16 protein-coding genes are annotated in these 16,024 nt (G+C 61.6%); 15 read left to right on the forward strand and 1 reads right to left on the reverse strand.

Annotated elements, in window-relative coordinates; all coding sequences use genetic code 11:
- The first annotated feature begins 37 nt into the window (after positions 1-37).
- From murJ to AB8B20_RS19895, 4 genes are all read left to right on the forward strand, one after another.
- Positions 38-1,591 (forward strand): murein biosynthesis integral membrane protein MurJ, encoded by a 1,554-nt coding sequence (murJ, locus tag AB8B20_RS19880; protein WP_439074213.1) that lies wholly within the window; start codon positions 38-40, stop codon positions 1,589-1,591.
- 88 nt (positions 1,592-1,679) lie between these two features.
- Complete coding sequence (trpS, locus tag AB8B20_RS19885) at positions 1,680-2,732, forward strand: tryptophan--tRNA ligase (protein WP_093757729.1); 1,053 nt, start codon at positions 1,680-1,682, stop codon at positions 2,730-2,732.
- Positions 2,733-2,888: 156 nt separating this feature from the next.
- Complete coding sequence (locus AB8B20_RS19890; RefSeq protein ID WP_089263331.1) at positions 2,889-3,383, forward strand: universal stress protein; 495 nt, start codon at positions 2,889-2,891, stop codon at positions 3,381-3,383.
- A gap of 136 nt (positions 3,384-3,519) precedes the next feature.
- On the forward strand, positions 3,520-4,089 hold the full coding sequence (locus tag AB8B20_RS19895) for a NifU family protein (protein ID WP_089263329.1): 570 nt from the start codon (positions 3,520-3,522) through the stop codon (positions 4,087-4,089).
- A gap of 74 nt (positions 4,090-4,163) precedes the next feature.
- Here the strand turns inward: AB8B20_RS19895 and AB8B20_RS19900 are convergent, their stop codons facing one another.
- On the reverse strand, positions 4,164-5,843 hold the full coding sequence (locus AB8B20_RS19900) for a PAS domain-containing methyl-accepting chemotaxis protein (RefSeq protein ID WP_120288075.1): 1,680 nt from the start codon (positions 5,841-5,843) through the stop codon (positions 4,164-4,166).
- Between the two features lie 378 nt (positions 5,844-6,221).
- Between AB8B20_RS19900 and tsaB the strand changes: the two genes are divergently transcribed.
- The 11 genes from tsaB (at position 6,222) to AB8B20_RS19955 (ending at position 16,024) form a co-directional block, all read left to right on the forward strand.
- Entirely contained in the window at positions 6,222-6,917 is a 696-nt protein-coding gene (gene tsaB / locus AB8B20_RS19905; protein WP_439074212.1) for a tRNA (adenosine(37)-N6)-threonylcarbamoyltransferase complex dimerization subunit type 1 TsaB, read from the forward strand.
- The gene (gene rimI / locus AB8B20_RS19910) at positions 6,917-7,402 is read left to right on the forward strand and encodes a ribosomal protein S18-alanine N-acetyltransferase (RefSeq protein WP_439074990.1); all 486 of its coding nucleotides are present in this window, start codon (positions 6,917-6,919) and stop codon (positions 7,400-7,402) included. Before tsaB ends, rimI begins: the two co-directional genes overlap by 1 nt.
- Positions 7,403-7,444: 42 nt before the next feature.
- Positions 7,445-7,897, forward strand: coding sequence for a Fur family transcriptional regulator (locus AB8B20_RS19915; protein WP_068730031.1), 453 nt, complete (start codon positions 7,445-7,447; stop codon positions 7,895-7,897).
- Positions 7,898-7,910: 13 nt separating this feature from the next.
- Positions 7,911-8,615 (forward strand): HAD family hydrolase, encoded by a 705-nt coding sequence (locus AB8B20_RS19920; protein ID WP_439074211.1) that lies wholly within the window; start codon positions 7,911-7,913, stop codon positions 8,613-8,615.
- Positions 8,616-8,719: 104 nt separating this feature from the next.
- A complete protein-coding gene (gene miaB / locus AB8B20_RS19925; RefSeq protein WP_439074210.1) occupies positions 8,720-10,138 on the forward strand; it encodes a tRNA (N6-isopentenyl adenosine(37)-C2)-methylthiotransferase MiaB in 1,419 nt (472 codons plus the stop codon).
- Positions 10,139-10,142: 4 nt separating this feature from the next.
- Positions 10,143-11,198, forward strand: coding sequence for a PhoH family protein (locus AB8B20_RS19930; protein WP_068730036.1), 1,056 nt, complete (start codon positions 10,143-10,145; stop codon positions 11,196-11,198).
- Positions 11,199-11,263: 65 nt separating this feature from the next.
- On the forward strand, positions 11,264-11,776 hold the full coding sequence (gene ybeY / locus AB8B20_RS19935; RefSeq protein WP_439074209.1) for an rRNA maturation RNase YbeY: 513 nt from the start codon (positions 11,264-11,266) through the stop codon (positions 11,774-11,776).
- A gap of 1 nt (position 11,777) precedes the next feature.
- Positions 11,778-12,893, forward strand: a complete 1,116-nt coding sequence (locus tag AB8B20_RS19940) for a hemolysin family protein (protein ID WP_439060157.1) — start codon at positions 11,778-11,780, stop codon at positions 12,891-12,893.
- Positions 12,890-14,497, forward strand: a complete 1,608-nt coding sequence (gene lnt, locus AB8B20_RS19945) for an apolipoprotein N-acyltransferase (RefSeq protein ID WP_439074208.1) — start codon at positions 12,890-12,892, stop codon at positions 14,495-14,497. The genes AB8B20_RS19940 and lnt overlap by 4 nt, the downstream gene beginning before the upstream one ends.
- A 273-nt stretch (positions 14,498-14,770) precedes the next feature.
- Positions 14,771-15,187, forward strand: coding sequence for a helix-turn-helix domain-containing protein (locus AB8B20_RS19950; RefSeq protein WP_068730045.1), 417 nt, complete (start codon positions 14,771-14,773; stop codon positions 15,185-15,187).
- A 78-nt stretch (positions 15,188-15,265) separates the two neighbouring features.
- Entirely contained in the window at positions 15,266-16,024 is a 759-nt protein-coding gene (locus AB8B20_RS19955; protein WP_439074988.1) for a tRNA (guanine(46)-N(7))-methyltransferase TrmB, read from the forward strand.

Here is a 16,024-nt window from a genome sequence, read left to right on the forward strand (position 1 = left end):
CCCCGCGCCAGCAAGGACAGCCCCTTACGATGGTTCTATGATCCGTTCCATCCTGACCGTTTCCACGGGCACTTTGGCGTCGCGGTTGCTGGGCTTTGCCCGCGACGCAATGGTGGCTGCGCTGCTCGGTGCAGGCCCGATCGCGGATGCTTTTCTGGTCGCATTTCAGCTCGTCAATGTAATCCGGCGGCTGCTCACCGAGGGCGCGCTGAACGCGGCGCTGATTCCGGCCTGGCTGCGCATCCAGACGACGCAGGGCGCCGTCGCAGCCACAGCTTTTGCGGGTCGTGTGCTCGGCACCATCAGCGTTGCGCTGATGGTCGCGACGATCCTGATCGGCTTTGCGATGCCGCTCGTGATCGCGCTGCTTGCCCCGGGTTTCGTCGGCCAGCCGACGCTGCAGCTCGCCGTCGAGAATGCGCGATTGATGCTGCCCTATCTCGCCTTCGCCGGCCCCGTCACTGTCATGATGGGACTGCTGAACGCGCAACAACGCTTCGCGGTGACCGCATTTTCGCCGCTGCTCTTCAACATCGCCCTGATCGCCGTCATGGCCCTACTGCTAGTGTGGCGGCAAGAGGCAGACACTGCCGCTATGGCCATGGCGGCCACTGTGGGCATTGCCGGGCTGCTACAATTGCTGATGCTGATCTTGCGGAAATCTGGCGGCAATCTTGCGGCGCCTTTGCGGCTGTCGTTCGATGGCGAGATGCGCGGCTTCTTCCGCAAGGCGTTGCCTGGCATGGTCGCCAATTCCGGGCCGCAGCTTCTCGTCGTCACCGGCGCAATCATCGCATCGACGACTCCGGCTGCCGTATCGTGGCTGTATTTCGCGAACCGCCTGATTGAACTGCCGCTCGGCATCGTCGGCACGGCCATGGGCACTGTGCTGGTCCCCGCATTGACGCGCGCTGTGCGATCAGACGATCACGCCGCCATCGCGCAGGCGGAATCGCGCGGGTTTGAACTCGCGATCGGTCTCGCATTGCCGGCTACGCTCGGACTGATGATATTGAGTCATCTCATCGTGCAGTGTCTGTTTCAACACGGCGCGTTCGGCGCGAGCGACACAGTCTCGACTGCAAGTGCGCTGATATGGTTGGCGCTGGGCTTGCCCGCTCAGGTGCTTGTGAAAGCTCTGTCGCCCGCCTTCTTCGCCCGCGAGGACACGACGACGCCGCTGCTGGCGACACTCGTCGGTTTGGTAATCGCAATCATCTTCGCACTGGTTTTGAATAGGCCATTCGGTACGAGCGGCATCGCGGCGGCGATCGCTCTGGCGGCGTGGGGCAGTGCGACCTTTTTGATCGTCCGGAGTGCAGCAGCTTTCGGCTTCTCACTCGACCATGATGCAAGACGCCGACTGCCGATCATTGTCCTGTCGTCGCTGGCCATGGGCGGCCTGCTATGGCTCGCCGCGCATCTTGCCTTGCCCTGGACGGCGCAGGCCCACGGCCTGGTACGAGCGAGCTTGCTCGGCCTCCTGATCGTTGGCGGGCTGGCAATCTACGCCGCGTTACTGACGCTGACGGGGGCCGTGCGCTGGGCCGAGGTCCGCGGCGCCCTCAAGCGATCACCGGCGGCCGGCTAGGGCAGATTGGCAATGGACGCCGCCCGGCGCCTATGGCAAGTCACGCCCCTTGGCCCGCATTCCACCACGGGCACACAGGAACTTGGTTATGGCTTTTACCCAACGGGTCTTTTCGGGCGTCCAGCCGACGGGCAATCTGCACCTCGGCAACTATCTCGGCGCGATCGTGAATTTCGTCAAACTGCAGGAGACGCATAATTGCATCTACTGCGTGGTCGATATGCATGCCGTCACCGTGCCGATTTCTGTCTGGGGCGGGCCCGATGAACTGCGCCGTAACACCCGTGAAGTGACTGCGGCCTTCATCGCCTCGGGCATCGATCCGAAGAAGCAGATCATCTTCAACCAGAGCCAGGTGTCCGGCCATGCCGAGCTGGCCTGGATCTTCAACTGCGTCGCCCGCCTCGGCTGGCTGAACCGCATGACCCAGTTCAAGGAAAAGGCCGGCAAGGATCGCGAAAACGCGTCCGTGGGTCTCTACGACTATCCGGTGCTGATGGCCGCGGACATTCTACTGTATCGCGCCACGCACGTTCCGGTCGGCGAGGACCAGAAGCAGCATCTCGAACTGTGCCGCGACATCTCGCAGAAGTTCAACAACGACTTCTCCGAGTCCATCGCAGCGCAGGGCCATGACGGCCCTTACTTCCCGATGCCTGAGCCCGTCATCACCGGTCCGGCGACGCGGGTGATGAGCCTGCGCGACGGCACCAAGAAGATGTCGAAGTCGGACGCGTCAGACAATTCGCGCATCAACCTCACGGACGATGCAGACACCATCGCGCAGAAGATCCGCAAGGCGAAGACCGATCCGGAACCGTTGCCGTCGGAAGAGAAGGGCCTCGAGCCGCGTCCCGAGGCCGACAATCTCGTCGGTATCTATGCCGCACTGTCCAACCGGTCGAAGGCTGACATTCTCACAGAATTCGGCGGCGCGCAGTTTTCCGGCTTCAAATCGAGCCTCGTCGATCTCGCTGTCGAAAAACTGTCGCCTATCGCCGGCGAGATGAAGCGGCTGACGACATCCGATCTGACCTATGTCGATCAGGTTCTGGCCGATGGCGGCGAACGCGCCGGCGTCATTGCCGCCGAAACCATCAAGTCCGTGAAGGACATCATCGGCTTCGTCCACAAGCGGTAAATTCGCTATCGCATTCCTTTTCTCTGCCACAATCGACGCGACGCAAGTCATCCTTGCGTCGCGCTTGTCGAACGCCGCTGCGCCGTGGCAGCATGACACGATTGCCAAGCCGCTCACATTCTGGCGCATCAGACACGCCACAGCATCGGGACATGCATGAGCACCCAGCGACGTAGTTATGAAAGCGGCCACAAGCCGAAATGCCTCGTGGTCGTCGATGACAGCGAGGAATGGGACCGCGCAGTGTATTACGCCAGCCGCTGGGCCATTCGTGTCGGTGGCGGCGTGGTGATGCTGCGCATCATCGACACCGAAGATCGCAACCAGCAATGGCTCGGCGTTGCCGATGTCATGAAGGCCGAAGCGGAAGAAGGTGCCAATGCCGCGCTGGACCGCGCCTCAGGCCGCGCCAATGGCATCGCCGCCATCACCCCTGAACGCGTGATCCGCGAGGGTGATCCCACCGAGCAAATCCTCGACGTAATCGACAAGGACGTCGACATTTCCATGCTGGTGCTGGCTGCATCGGCCGGCGCGGAAGGCCCCGGCCCGATCGTCACCATGATGGCCAAGCTGGTCGGCTCGTTTCCGGTGCCGGTCGTCATCGTGTCGGGCGCCCTGAGCGACCTCGACATCGACGCCCTGTCGTAACCACCCTTTCGGACGGCTAAGGGACTGCGAAATAGGCCGAATTCGGCGATTTCGCGCCTTGATCGTGCGTTTTTCGTCGCCATCTGCTAGGGGATACTCACGCGCCGGCCTTGAACCGGCGACGCAGGAGAGACCGATGTTCATCCAGACCGAAGCTACCCCCAATCCCGCCACGCTGAAGTTCATTCCCGGCCGCGACGTGCTCGACAGCGGCACCATGGAATTCACCTCACCGGAAGCCGCAACGCGTTCGCCGCTGGCCGAAAAGCTGTTCGCCGTGAAGGGCGTCACGTCAGTGTTCTACGGCTCCGACTTCGTCACCGTGACCAAAGACGACAGCGACTGGCAGCACCTCAAGCCGGCGATCCTCGGCGCCATCATGGAGCACTACATGTCCGGCGCGCCGCTGATGGCCGACGGCAGCGTGAGCGGCGACGTGATCTCCGACGACGAGGCCGAATTCTTCAACGAGGAAGACGCCGAGACAGTCGATACGATCAAGGACCTGATCGAGACTCGCGTGCGCCCGGCCGTGGCCAATGACGGCGGCGACATTACTTTCCGCGGCTTCAAGGACGGCATCGTTTATCTGAACATGAAGGGGTCGTGCGCCGGCTGCCCGTCATCGACAGCGACCCTGCAGCACGGCATACAGAACCTGCTGAAGCACTTCGTGCCGGACGTTGTCGAAGTCCGCCCGATGTAAGTTCGGTCGCACCGCGACACATAAAAATGCCCGGGACAATCCCGGGCATTTTCGTTTCTGGAACCAGCCTTCGTTTAGCGGCCGATACTTGCGGCTTCTTCTGCGGCCCGCTGCATGCTCGATGACATTTCGTTCGTCACCGTGCTCTGCTCTTCGACGGCAGCCGCAGTTGCGGTGACATATTCGCTGACGTTCTGGATCTCCTGCTTGATCGCGTTCAGCGCATCGACCACATCGCTCGAAATGCCATTGAGGCTGCCAATCTCGCTGGCGATCTTATCGGTCGCCTGCTTGGCCTGGTTGGCCAGATTTTTCACCTCCGATGCAACGACCGCAAAGCCACGACCGGCTTCACCGGCACGCGCCGATTCGATGGTGGCATTCAGCGCCAACAGATTGATTTGCCCGGTGATGTTGCCGATCAGCTCGACGATCCCACTCATCGCCTGCGCTGCCGTGCTGAGACGCTGCGCTTGATCGTCCGCCAACTCGACCTTGCCCACCGCAGACATCGCCGTGGTCTTTGATTTCATCATGGCCTCAGAGATTTCGCGCACCGACGCGTTCAGTTCCTCAGCGCCAGCGGCGACCGATTCCATCATCGCGCGGACGCGTTCGCTCTTCATGCGCGCAATCACCTGCGCCGTGGTGTCGGTGGCATATTTTACGACCTTGTAGGGCTTGCCATTGAGATCGAGGATCGGATTGTACGAAGCCTGTATCCAGACTTGTTTGCCGCCCTTACCGATCCGCTGGTACTCCGCCGCCTGATAGTTACCACGCTTAAGCGCCGCCCAGAATTCGCGATAGTCGGCACCGTCGCGCTCACTCGGCACAACGAACATGCTGTGGTGCTTGCCCTGTATTTCCGAGAGCGCGTAACCGAGCACGCCCAGAAAATTCTCATTGGCGCTGAGAACGATGCCATCCATGCTAAATTCGATCACGGCCTGCGACTTGCCGATGGCCTCGATCTGACCTGAGAAATTCGCCGTGCGCAGCTTCTGTTCGGTAACGTCTGACGCGAACTTGACTACCTTGATTGGCCGGCCTGTCTCATCAAGGATTGGATTGTAGGTCGCGAGAATCCAGACCTCTTTGCCGTTCTTGCCGATCCGCTTGTATTCGGCGGCCTGATATTCACCACGATTGAGGCTGGCCCAGAATTCGCGATAGGCCGCGCCGTCGCGAGTTGCAGAATCGACAAACATGCTGTGATGTTTTCCTTCGATTTCCGCGAGATTGTAACCCATGACATTCAAGAACAAGTCATTGGCCGTGACAATCGTCCCATCGAGCTTGAACTCGATGACAGCCTGCGAACGACCGATGGCTGCGATCTTGCCGGCATCGTCCATACTGCGGATTTTCACTGCAGTTGTATCCATGGCAAACTTGACGATTTTCAGGGGCTTGCCATCATTCCCAAGGATCGGGTTGTAGGAACCCTGGATCCAGACTTCCTTGCCACCTTTGCCGAGACGCTTGAACTCGCCGGCCTGGTACTCGCCGCGATTGAGGTTGTTCCAGAACGTGCGATATTCCGCGCTGCTCTTCATCTCCGGCGTCACGAACATGCTGTGGTTCTTGCCGACGATTTCTTCCAGCGTATATCCAAGGGCGGACAGGAAGTTTTGATTGGCTCCAAGGATCGTGCCGTCAGCGCTGAACTCGATCACCGCTTGCGATTTTTTGATCGCTGCCGCCAGGGCCAGCCCCTCGCGCGCCCCTGAACTGCTCAACCAATGCAGCATCGAATCGCCTCCCATAAATATAATCGTATTCAAAAAATTAGACGAATAATTTCAGCCCGCATGAAAGCCACGCGCATCCGCGAAATGTCGCTTCCGAACGGTATGCTTATCTCATCGATCTCCGAAGAATTTATTAAGTGAAGCTTTTAGCCAGAGCGAAACTGAAGCTGTCCACGGGCGCATTTCGCTCACGGGAACTTTCATGATCTCGCTATCGTATCTTGTGAAAATATCTTTATGAGAAAGCGAGTAGTGGATGCACGCTAAAGCTGCCGCCCCCCTCTCCGGCAGCAACGCGAATCACAGCACCATTGCGCGTGGAGCGATATTCTGCGAGTGGCAGGCGCAAACCCTCGCAAGCCGTGGTAGCGTCTCTTTATGTTGATCCTTGCCATTGATACCGCCCTTGACGCCTGCGCCGCAGGCATCCTCGACACCCGCACCAGCAAGCTCATTGCGCATGAGTCCATGCCGATGAAGCGCGGACATGCCGAGGCGCTGATGCCGTTGCTCGGGCGCGTCATGGCGGATTCCGGCATCGCCTTCGCCGACCTCGACCGCATTGCCGTCACCACTGGTCCGGGCAGCTTTACCGGCCTGCGCGTCGGCCTGGCGGCGGCGCGCGGCATTGGCCTGGCGGCCAGCAAGCCCGTGGTCGGCATCACCACACTGACGGCCTATGCGGCACCCGTCGTCAGTGAGAACATGGATGCGCCTGTCATCGCCGCCATCGATGCGCGGCATGACCATGTCTATTTCCAGGTCGTCAGCGGTAACGGCACCTCGCTGGTGCGGCCGGGCGTCATCCCCATCGACGAGGCCCTTGAGGCCGCGCAGTTCGGCGCACCGTATCTGGTCGGCAATGCCGCAGAGATCCTGGCCGCGCGCTGGCCGTCCGATGCACCGGCGCCGCTGCGCGTCGATATGCAACCCGCTCCCGAAATCTCATGGGTGGCATGGCTTGGCGCCGCGGTGAATCCGGAGACCGCGCTGGCGCGTCCCTATTATCTGCGCGCACCCGATGCCAAGCCGCAAAGCAGCCTGATGCAGCAGGCCGCACTAGCCGCATCATGATGCCGGCCTGGTGGCTGCGCCTGTTCAGCCGCGGCAATGCTGTGGTCGAGCCCGCCACGCTCCGCGACGCGCGACAACTCGCGCAGTTGCATGCCGCGTCCTTCCATCGCGGCTGGGGTGCCGGGGAATTCGAGCAGATGCTGCGCGAACAAAACACCCTCGTGCATCGGCTGAAACTGCGCGGCCGCCTCGTCGGCTTCGCGGTCTCGCGAATCGCCGCCGATGAAGCCGAGATTCTCTCCATTGCGGTGTCGTCGGGTCATCGCGGCCGCGGCCTGTCGCGCGATCTGTTTCTCACCCATCTCGGCCATCTGGCCGGTCGCGGCGTGCGTACCGTATTCCTCGAAGTCGAGGAAAACAATCTACCCGCGCGGCGGCTTTATGACAGAACCGGCTTCGCAGTCGCGGGACGCCGGGAACGCTACTACAAGGAAGCGGATGGAGCGGAATTGAATGCGCTGGTGATGCGGCGCGACTTGTCCTGACGCCTGCGGAGTGGCAAAAGAAGCCACGATGGGATCCGGATCATGACTGCACTGAAATCATCTGCGATGAAGTCTGCTGGTATCGAGGCGCGCTGCGCCGCGACCGGCATGCGCATGACGGAGCAGCGCCGCGTGATTGCGCGCGTTCTGGCGGAAGCCGACGATCATCCCGATGTCGAGGAACTGTATCGCCGCTGCGTTGCGGTGGATGACAAGATCTCGATCTCGACGGTGTATCGCACTGTGAAGCTGTTCGAAGACGCCGGCATCATCGAGCGTCATGATTTTCGCGAAGGCCGCGCGCGCTACGAGACGATGCGTGACAGCCATCACGATCATCTGATCAACTTGCGTGACGGCACCGTTATCGAATTCACGTCTGAAGAAATCGAGAAATTGCAGGCTGAAGTCGCCGCGAAGCTCGGTTACAAGCTGGTCGATCACCGGCTGGAGCTGTACTGCGTGCCGCTCGACGAGGACAAAACCACCAAGTGAGCGAATCAACCAAGTGAGTTCAGTTTCTTCGCGCTTCGATCTCGTCATCTTCGATTGTGACGGCGTGCTCGTCGACAGTGAGTCCCTCGCCTGCGTCGTCCACGCAGATGTCCTGACGCAGTTCGGTTATCCCATCACCGCCGATCAGGTGCATGAGCGTTTCCTCGGCCGGTCCGCGCGCGAGGCTCGCCTGGAAGTCGAGACCGAGCTCGGCCGCGTGCTGCCCGATGACTACACCGCAACGCTGAAAGCCACGATCGACGAGGTGTTCGGCGCGAAGCTGCAGCCGATCCCGCATATCGCCGAGACACTCGCAATATTGTCACAGCCGGTTTGCGTAGCGTCCTCGGGCACACCGACACGCATTCGCAGCAGCCTCACCACGACCGGGCTGCTCGACCGTTTCGATCCGCATCTGTTTTCCGCTCTGCAGGTCGAGCGCGGCAAGCCGCAGCCCGATCTGTTTCTGTTTGCCGCCGCGCAAATGAATGCCGCACCCAACCGCTGCGTGGTCATCGAGGACAGCATTCCCGGCGTGACGGCGGGGGTCGCAGCCGGCATGACCGTATTCGGCTATCACGGCGGCGGCCACTGCAGCCCGGCCACGGCAGGCGCCCTTACGGCCGCTGGCGCACATCTGGTTTTCGACGATATGCGACAGCTGCCGGCCCTCGTGGCTAGGGGCGCACTGGCTGGCGAGCCCGTCGGCCTCGCCTAAGCCATTGCAAGCACTTATATTTTGCAGAAATGCTGGATTTTCCGGGCGTTAGCCTATAATTGAGCGCTGCGCAGCAAGCGCATTTCCAGCCCATTACAGGTTCCATGACCGCGCCGCGTAAGCTGCATATCAAATCCTACGGCTGCCAGATGAACGTCTACGATGCCCAGCGCATGGTGGACACGCTGGCGCCTGAAGGCTTCGTCGAGACGGCCAATGTCGACGACGCGGATCTGGTGATTCTTAACACCTGCCACATCCGCGAGAAGGCGTCCGAGAAGGTCTATTCGGAGCTCGGCAAGCTGCGCGTCGCCAAGGCAGAAGCCGCGCAGGCCGGACGCAAGATGAACGTGGTCGTCGCCGGCTGCGTCGCGCAGGCCGAGGGCAACGAGATCATTCGTCGCGCGCCTGTTGTCGATGTCGTGGTCGGGCCGCAGAGCTATCACAACCTGCCGGCGCTGCTGAAGCAGGCGAAAGCCGGCGGCCGCGCGCTGGACACCGAATTTCCGGTCGAGGACAAGTTCGGCTTCCTGCCGCCGCCGAAACCGGCAGCGATTCGTGCCCGCGGCATTTCCTCTTTCGTGACCGTGCAGGAAGGCTGCGACAAGTTCTGCACCTTCTGCGTGGTGCCCTACACCCGCGGCTCCGAAGTCTCGCGCCCCGTGGCGAAGATCATCGACGACGTGCAGCGGCTCGCCGATAACGGCGTGCGCGAGATCACGCTGATCGGCCAGAACGTCAACGGCTATCACGGCGAGGGCCCCGACGGCCGCCCGTGGGCGCTGGGCACGCTGCTCTATCGCCTCGCCGAGATTCCCGGTATCGCCCGGCTGCGCTATTCGACCAGCCATCCCCGCGATGTCGAGGACACGCTGATCGCGGCGCATCGCGATTTGCCGGAGCTGATGCCGTTCGTGCATCTGCCCGTCCAGTCCGGTTCCGACCGGATTCTGGCGGCCATGAACCGCAAACATACAGCCGAAGATTATCGCCGCGTCATCGATCGTTTTCGCGACGCGCGGCAAGACATTGCTTTTACTTCTGATTTCATCGTGGGCTTCCCGGGCGAGACCGAGGAAGATTTTGCAGCCACGCTCGCGCTCGTCACACAAATCGGATACGCTGGCGCTTATTCGTTCAAGTATTCGCCGCGTCCGGGAACGCCGGCCGCGGATTTGCAGGAGACGGTGTCACAGGCTGACATGGACGAGCGATTGGTGCGGCTTCAGAACCTGATCGACAGCCAGCAATCGGCCTTCAACGCGGCCACGATTGGACGCACTGTGGATGTGCTGTTCGAACGCCCCGCGCGCAATCCCGGCCAGATCGTCGGTCGCACCGCTTACCTGCAGCCGGCCCATGTGATGGCTTCTGACGACATCATCGGCCAGGTGCTTCCGGTCACCATTGAGAGCCTTGAGCGCTACAGCCTGCTCGGCAGCCTCGCATCATCTCCAATTGCTAGTTCTCCAGTACCACCAGTGTTGCAGCCAGTCCGTTCTCACACCGTCACGGGAGCCTGAATTCTTGGCCAAAAGCGCATCGGATTCGTCTACGCTCGCTGTTCGCAAACTCGATACTCCACCGCAGGCCGAGACGCAGGTCGTCATCGACTTTGATGACAACCGGGCGGCCTCTTCGCTGGTCGGGCCTTATGGCCAGAACCTCGCGATCATCGAACGCCGGCTGAATGTCGTCGTCGATTCCCGCGGCAACCACATCACCCTCACCGGTACCCGCGACGCCTGCGATGCCGCCCGGCGCGTGCTCGAAACGCTCTATGCGCAGGCAGTGCAGGGCCATGACCTTGCCCCCGGCGATGTCGAAGGCACGATCCGCGCGACGCTGGCGCAAGGCACGCTGTTTCCGTTCGATCCCAAGGGGTCGAAAGCAGCCGCCTCGAATTTCGACACCATCAATCTGCGCAAGCGCCCGGTGCGCGCCCGCACCGCGACGCAAGACGCCTATATCCGCGCGCTGAGAAGCAACGAGCTGGTTTTCGGCATCGGCCCCGCCGGTACCGGCAAGACCTGGCTTGCGGTTGCGCAAGCGGCGATGCTGTTCGAGCGCAAGGAAGTCGATCGCATCATCCTGTCGCGTCCGGCGGTGGAAGCCGGCGAAAGGCTCGGCTTCCTACCCGGTGACATGCGCGAGAAGGTCGATCCGTATCTGCGCCCTATCTATGATGCACTCTATGACCTGATGGACGGGCGCATTGTCGAACGCGCGTTGCAGACCGGCGAAATCGAAATCGCGCCGCTTGCGTTCATGCGCGGTCGCACGCTGACCAATGCCGCAATCATTCTCGACGAAGCGCAGAACACCACCTCAATGCAGATGAAGATGTTTCTGACGCGTCTGGGCGAGAACAGCCGCATGATCATCACCGGAGATCCCTCGCAGGTCGACTTGCCCAACGGCCAGACCTCGGGTCTCGCCGAGGCCGCGCGTCTGCTCGACGGCGTGCAGGGTATCTCGCAGGTGAAATTCACCGGCGAAGACGTGGTCCGCCACGAACTCGTGGCCCGCATCGTCGCCGCCTACGAAGGAACGCCGCAGAAGGCGGTCGCTACAAAGACCTGATGACACACTCATACGCTGACGGCGGACCCGGGATCGGGTCCGTTCGCGAAAGAAGTTCGATACCGATGCCGACCTATTCATCTCCCGCGACAGAGGTTCTTGTTGTCGCCGATTGCTGGTCTGCGGAGGCCGATGCTGACGCCGTGATTCACCGCGCCATCGAAGCTGCCGCCGCCATGGTCGATACCGATACGGCCGACGCCGAACTCGCCGTCATGCTCACCGACGATGCCGGCATCCGCACGCTGAACCAGAACTGGCGTGGCATCGACAAGCCGACCAACGTCCTGTCATTTCCGGCGCTGCAGCCGCCCGAAGGCGCAGACGAGCCCGATGACATGCCCCGCATGCTCGGCGACATCGCTATTGCCTACGAGACCACGCGCCGCGAGGCTGACGAAGAAGAGAAGAGCTTCGCCAACCATCTCAGCCATCTCGCCATTCACGGTTTTCTGCATCTGGTCGGTTACGATCATGAGAAGGACGACGAAGCCGAGGAGATGGAAGCGCTGGAGCGCGAGATCCTGGCAACGCTCGGGATCCCGGACCCCTATGCAGATCAGGATCGGGTGACCTGAGATGCCGGACGGCGACACTAGAAGCGATCATTCGAAGACCTCAAGCAATCTGCCTGCGGTGGTTCACGACGGCGAGGTCATGCGCCCGACGTCGGAGACCTGGCTGACCCGCGCGATCCGCTCGCTGTTCGGCTGGAAGCCGGGCTCGGTGCGTGCCGACCTGCAAGTCGTGCTCGACGCCTCCGCGCCGGACGAGACCGGCTTCTCCACCATCGAGCGCACGATGTTGCGCAATATTCTGGGCCTCAACGAGCGCCGCATCGCCGACGTCATGGTGCATCGCGCCGATATTATCGCGGTGAAGCAGGATATCTCGCTCGGCGAATTGATGGGCCTGTTCGAGAGCGCGGCGCATTCACGCCTGGTCGTATTCAACGAAACCCTCGACGATCCCGTCGGCATCGTTCATATCCGCGACCTGCTGGCATACATGACCGTGAAGGCGCGCAACGTCGTGCCGTCGACGGCCAAGAAGAAGAAAGTGTTTCCCGCGGGCCTCGACCTGCGTTCGGTCGATCTGGCGCAGACCGTCGTTGACACCGGCATCATCCGCAAGCTGCTCTACGTGCCGCCATCGATGCGCGCCATCGATCTGCTCGCGCAGATGCAGGCCGCACGCATCCATCTCGCACTCGTTGTCGACGAATATGGCGGCACCGACGGCCTCGTCTCTATCGAGGACATTGTCGAGCAGATCGTCGGCGAGATCGATGACGAACACGACAGCGACGAGCCGCCATCCATTGTCAGGCAGGGCGACAGCTTCATCGCCGATGCACGCGCCAGCCTAGATGACGTGCGCGCCATGATCGGCGAAGAATTCGAGACCGGCGAAGACGGCGAGGAAGTCGAGACACTCGGCGGCTATCTCGTCACCCATGTCGGCCGTTTGCCCGTGCGCGGCGAAGTGATTTCCGGCCCTGGCAATTTCGAGATCGAAGTGCTCGATGCCGATCCGCGCCGCGTCAAGCGATTGCGCGTCGGCCCCCGCAAGGAGCGGCCTGCGCCGCGCACCCGCGAACCGCGCCGCCGCGATACGACGTCAGACACCGGCGCGGCACCCTCCAATGACAATGTGAATACGCCTCCATCAGGCGACAGCGCGGGAACGCCGTGACATCACGCAGCCTGCGCTCGGTCGCACTCAGCATCATTCTCGCTTGGGGTTGGAAGCGCGCAGGCATCGCGCTGCTGGCCGGCGCAGTATCGTCGCTGGCGATGGCGCCGTTCAACGCCTGGCCGGTGCTGTTCATCACGTTCCCCGTCGTCGTCTGGCTGATCGATGGCGCCGCCGCCGGCAAGATGCGCGGCATTCCCGCGGCCGCCATGGCGGGCTGGTGGTTCGGCTTCGGCTATTTCGTGCCGGGCCTATACTGGATCGGCTACGCTTTCCTCGTCGACGCGCAGACCTTCGCATGGCTGTTGCCCGCCGCGATCTGCGGCCTGCCCGCCTATCTCGCGCTGTTCACCGCGGTCGGTTTCGCGCTGGCACGCCTGCTCTGGACCAAGGATGCCAGCCGCATCTTCGCGCTCGCCGCCAGCCTGACGATCGGCGAATGGCTGCGCGGCCACGTGCTGACGGGCTTTCCCTGGAATGCGTTCGGCTATGCACTCACCGAACCGCTCGCGCTCGCGCAGAGCGCATCGCTGGTCGGCCTATGGGGACTGACATTTATCACTGTAGCGATCTTTGCATCGCCTGCGGTGCTGATCGACGGACGCTCGCGCACGCAGCGGCCGTGGCTAGCGCCGGCGCTTGCGCTGGTGCTGCTCGTCGTGATGGGCACCTATGGCATGGCCCGGCTATCGCGCACCCCGACGCAGCTCGTCGCCAATGTGAAGCTGCGCATCATGCAGCCGAATCTGTCGCAAGACACGCGCTTCAACTATTCCGCCAAGGCGGATGTCATGAGCAGATATCTTGCGCTATCGGACCGCGCGACCGGTCCGCAGAATTCAGGCGTCGGTGCAGCCAATATCCTGATCTGGCCGGAATCCGCATTCCCGTTCTTCCTGTCGCGCGAACCCGATGCGATGGCGCAGATCGCCAATCTGCTGCCGAAGGGCACCGTGCTGGTCACCGGCGCGGTGCGCCCGCCGGATGCGCCGCTCGGCGTACGCATCACGCAGGCCTATAATTCCATTTACGTGATCGACCATGACGGCAGCATCCTGTCGACCTACGACAAACTTCATCTGGTGCCGTTCGGCGAGTATCTGCCGTTCCAGAGCTTCATGGAGAAGATCGGCTTCCAGCAATTGACCAAAGTCCATGGCGGCTTCATTCCCGGCACGCGCCGGAAGCCAATGGACATTCCCGGCGCGCCGCGCATGCTGCCGCTGATCTGCTACGAGGCGGTTTTCCCGGACGATATCACCACGCGCAACGATCGGCCGGGCTGGATCGTCAATCTCACCAATGATGGCTGGTTCGGGATTTCCACGGGCCCCTATCAGCACCTGCAGCAAAGCCGTGTCCGCGCCATCGAGGAAGGCCTGCCGCTGGTTCGCGCTGCGAACACCGGCATTTCCGTCGTGGTCGACCCCGTCGGCCGCCTGATCGCGCGGCTCGATCTCGGTATCGAAGGCGTGCTGGATTCGGGACTACCAGCGGCCATTTCGCCGACGGTCTACTCGAAAATCGGCGATATTCCCGCCGCGATGTTTGTCGCGCTCGCGATCATTTTCGCCGTTCGGCGGCGTACGCCAGTACGCCACTAGCTTGATACTTGAAGCATTTGATATAGCTTGCAAGCTAGCTTTCGCCGCCTACCGAACAACCCTCTCGATGTGATTGCTTTTTAAGCTAGCTTTGTAAGCTTTATTTCTCACCTATTGAGAAATAAAGGTACAGTGGCTTAAATTTTCCGCTTAGGAAAATTTGCGCGGTTGTTATAATCCACTAGGATACCTTTGGTTACAACCGAAGCCGCCCTAAATGACGGATTGCCACGCATGATCCGTCTCCCTTGATGTGATCCAGGAGTAATTGAGATGTCGACGAAAGCGCCCAATCCTGTTGACAAATATGTCGGCAGCCGTGTGCGCATGCGGCGCATTATGCTCGGCATGAGTCAGGAAAAGCTGGGCGAAGCCCTCGGTCTGACGTTTCAGCAAGTTCAGAAATACGAGAAGGGCACCAACCGCGTCGGCGCCAGCCGGCTGCAGCAGATTTCGGAAATTCTGCAGGTCCCCGTCTCGTTCCTGTTCGAAGGCGGCCCCGGCGCGATCCATAACGGCGAAGGCTTCGCTGAAGCGTCCTCGCCTGCCTATGTCTCCGACTTCCTAGCCACCTCCGAAGGCCTCGCTCTGACCCGCGCCTTCACGCGCATCACCGATGCCAAGCTCCGCCGCAGCATCGTCGATCTGGTCGAACAGATCGCTTCGCGCGAAGCCCCGGATCAGCGCTAAAATCACGGTACTTTCAACGGAAATTCGTCATCGCGCCTGATGGCGCCGATGGCGTTTCGGCTGTATCACTCGCGCGCGATGACCACAGCCAATTCCAATCATAACGATCACGATGCCCCCGCTGATGCGGGTGCGTCCACGCCTGCCGGGAGCGGCCATTACACCGGCTCGTTCTTCGGACGCCGCAAAGGCCACAAGCTGCGCGACCATCAGGCCGATCTGATGGCGACGCTGCTGCCGGCGCTCACCGTCGACATCGCACATCCGGCACCTGACGATATTCGCACGCTGTTCGGCACTGATGTCGAGACCGTGCGTCTGGAGATCGGCTTCGGCGGCGGCGAACATCTGGTCGCGGAAGCGCTGGCGCATCCCGACATCGGCTTCATCGGCTGCGAGCCCTACATCAACGGCATGGCGAAGATTCTGACGCAGATCGAGGCGCAGAACATCGGCAATATCCGCCTCGTCGCCGGCGACGCCGCTGAACTTCTCACATGGGCACCGGCGCAATCGCTGTCACGCATCGACCTGATCCATCCGGATCCGTGGCCGAAGAAGCGTCACTGGAAGCGCCGCTTCGTACAGGACGCAACACTGGCTGCGATGGCGCGCGTGCTGAAGCCATCAGGCGAATTTCGTTTCGTGCATGACATTCCGGATTACGTCGCGTGGACACTCTGGCATGTGTCGCGATCGCCGGATTTCACCTGGACTGCAGAGCGCGCCGATGACTGGCGCCTGCCATGGCCGAACTACACCATGACGCGCTACGGCCGCAAAGCCACCCGCGAGGGCCGCATCGCCGCCTATCTCATCTTCAAGCTGATCTCGTAA

The sequence above is a fragment of the Tardiphaga sp. 866_E4_N1_4 genome, from assembly GCF_052076075.1.
Classification (GTDB): Bacteria; Pseudomonadota; Alphaproteobacteria; order Rhizobiales; family Xanthobacteraceae; genus Tardiphaga; species Tardiphaga robiniae.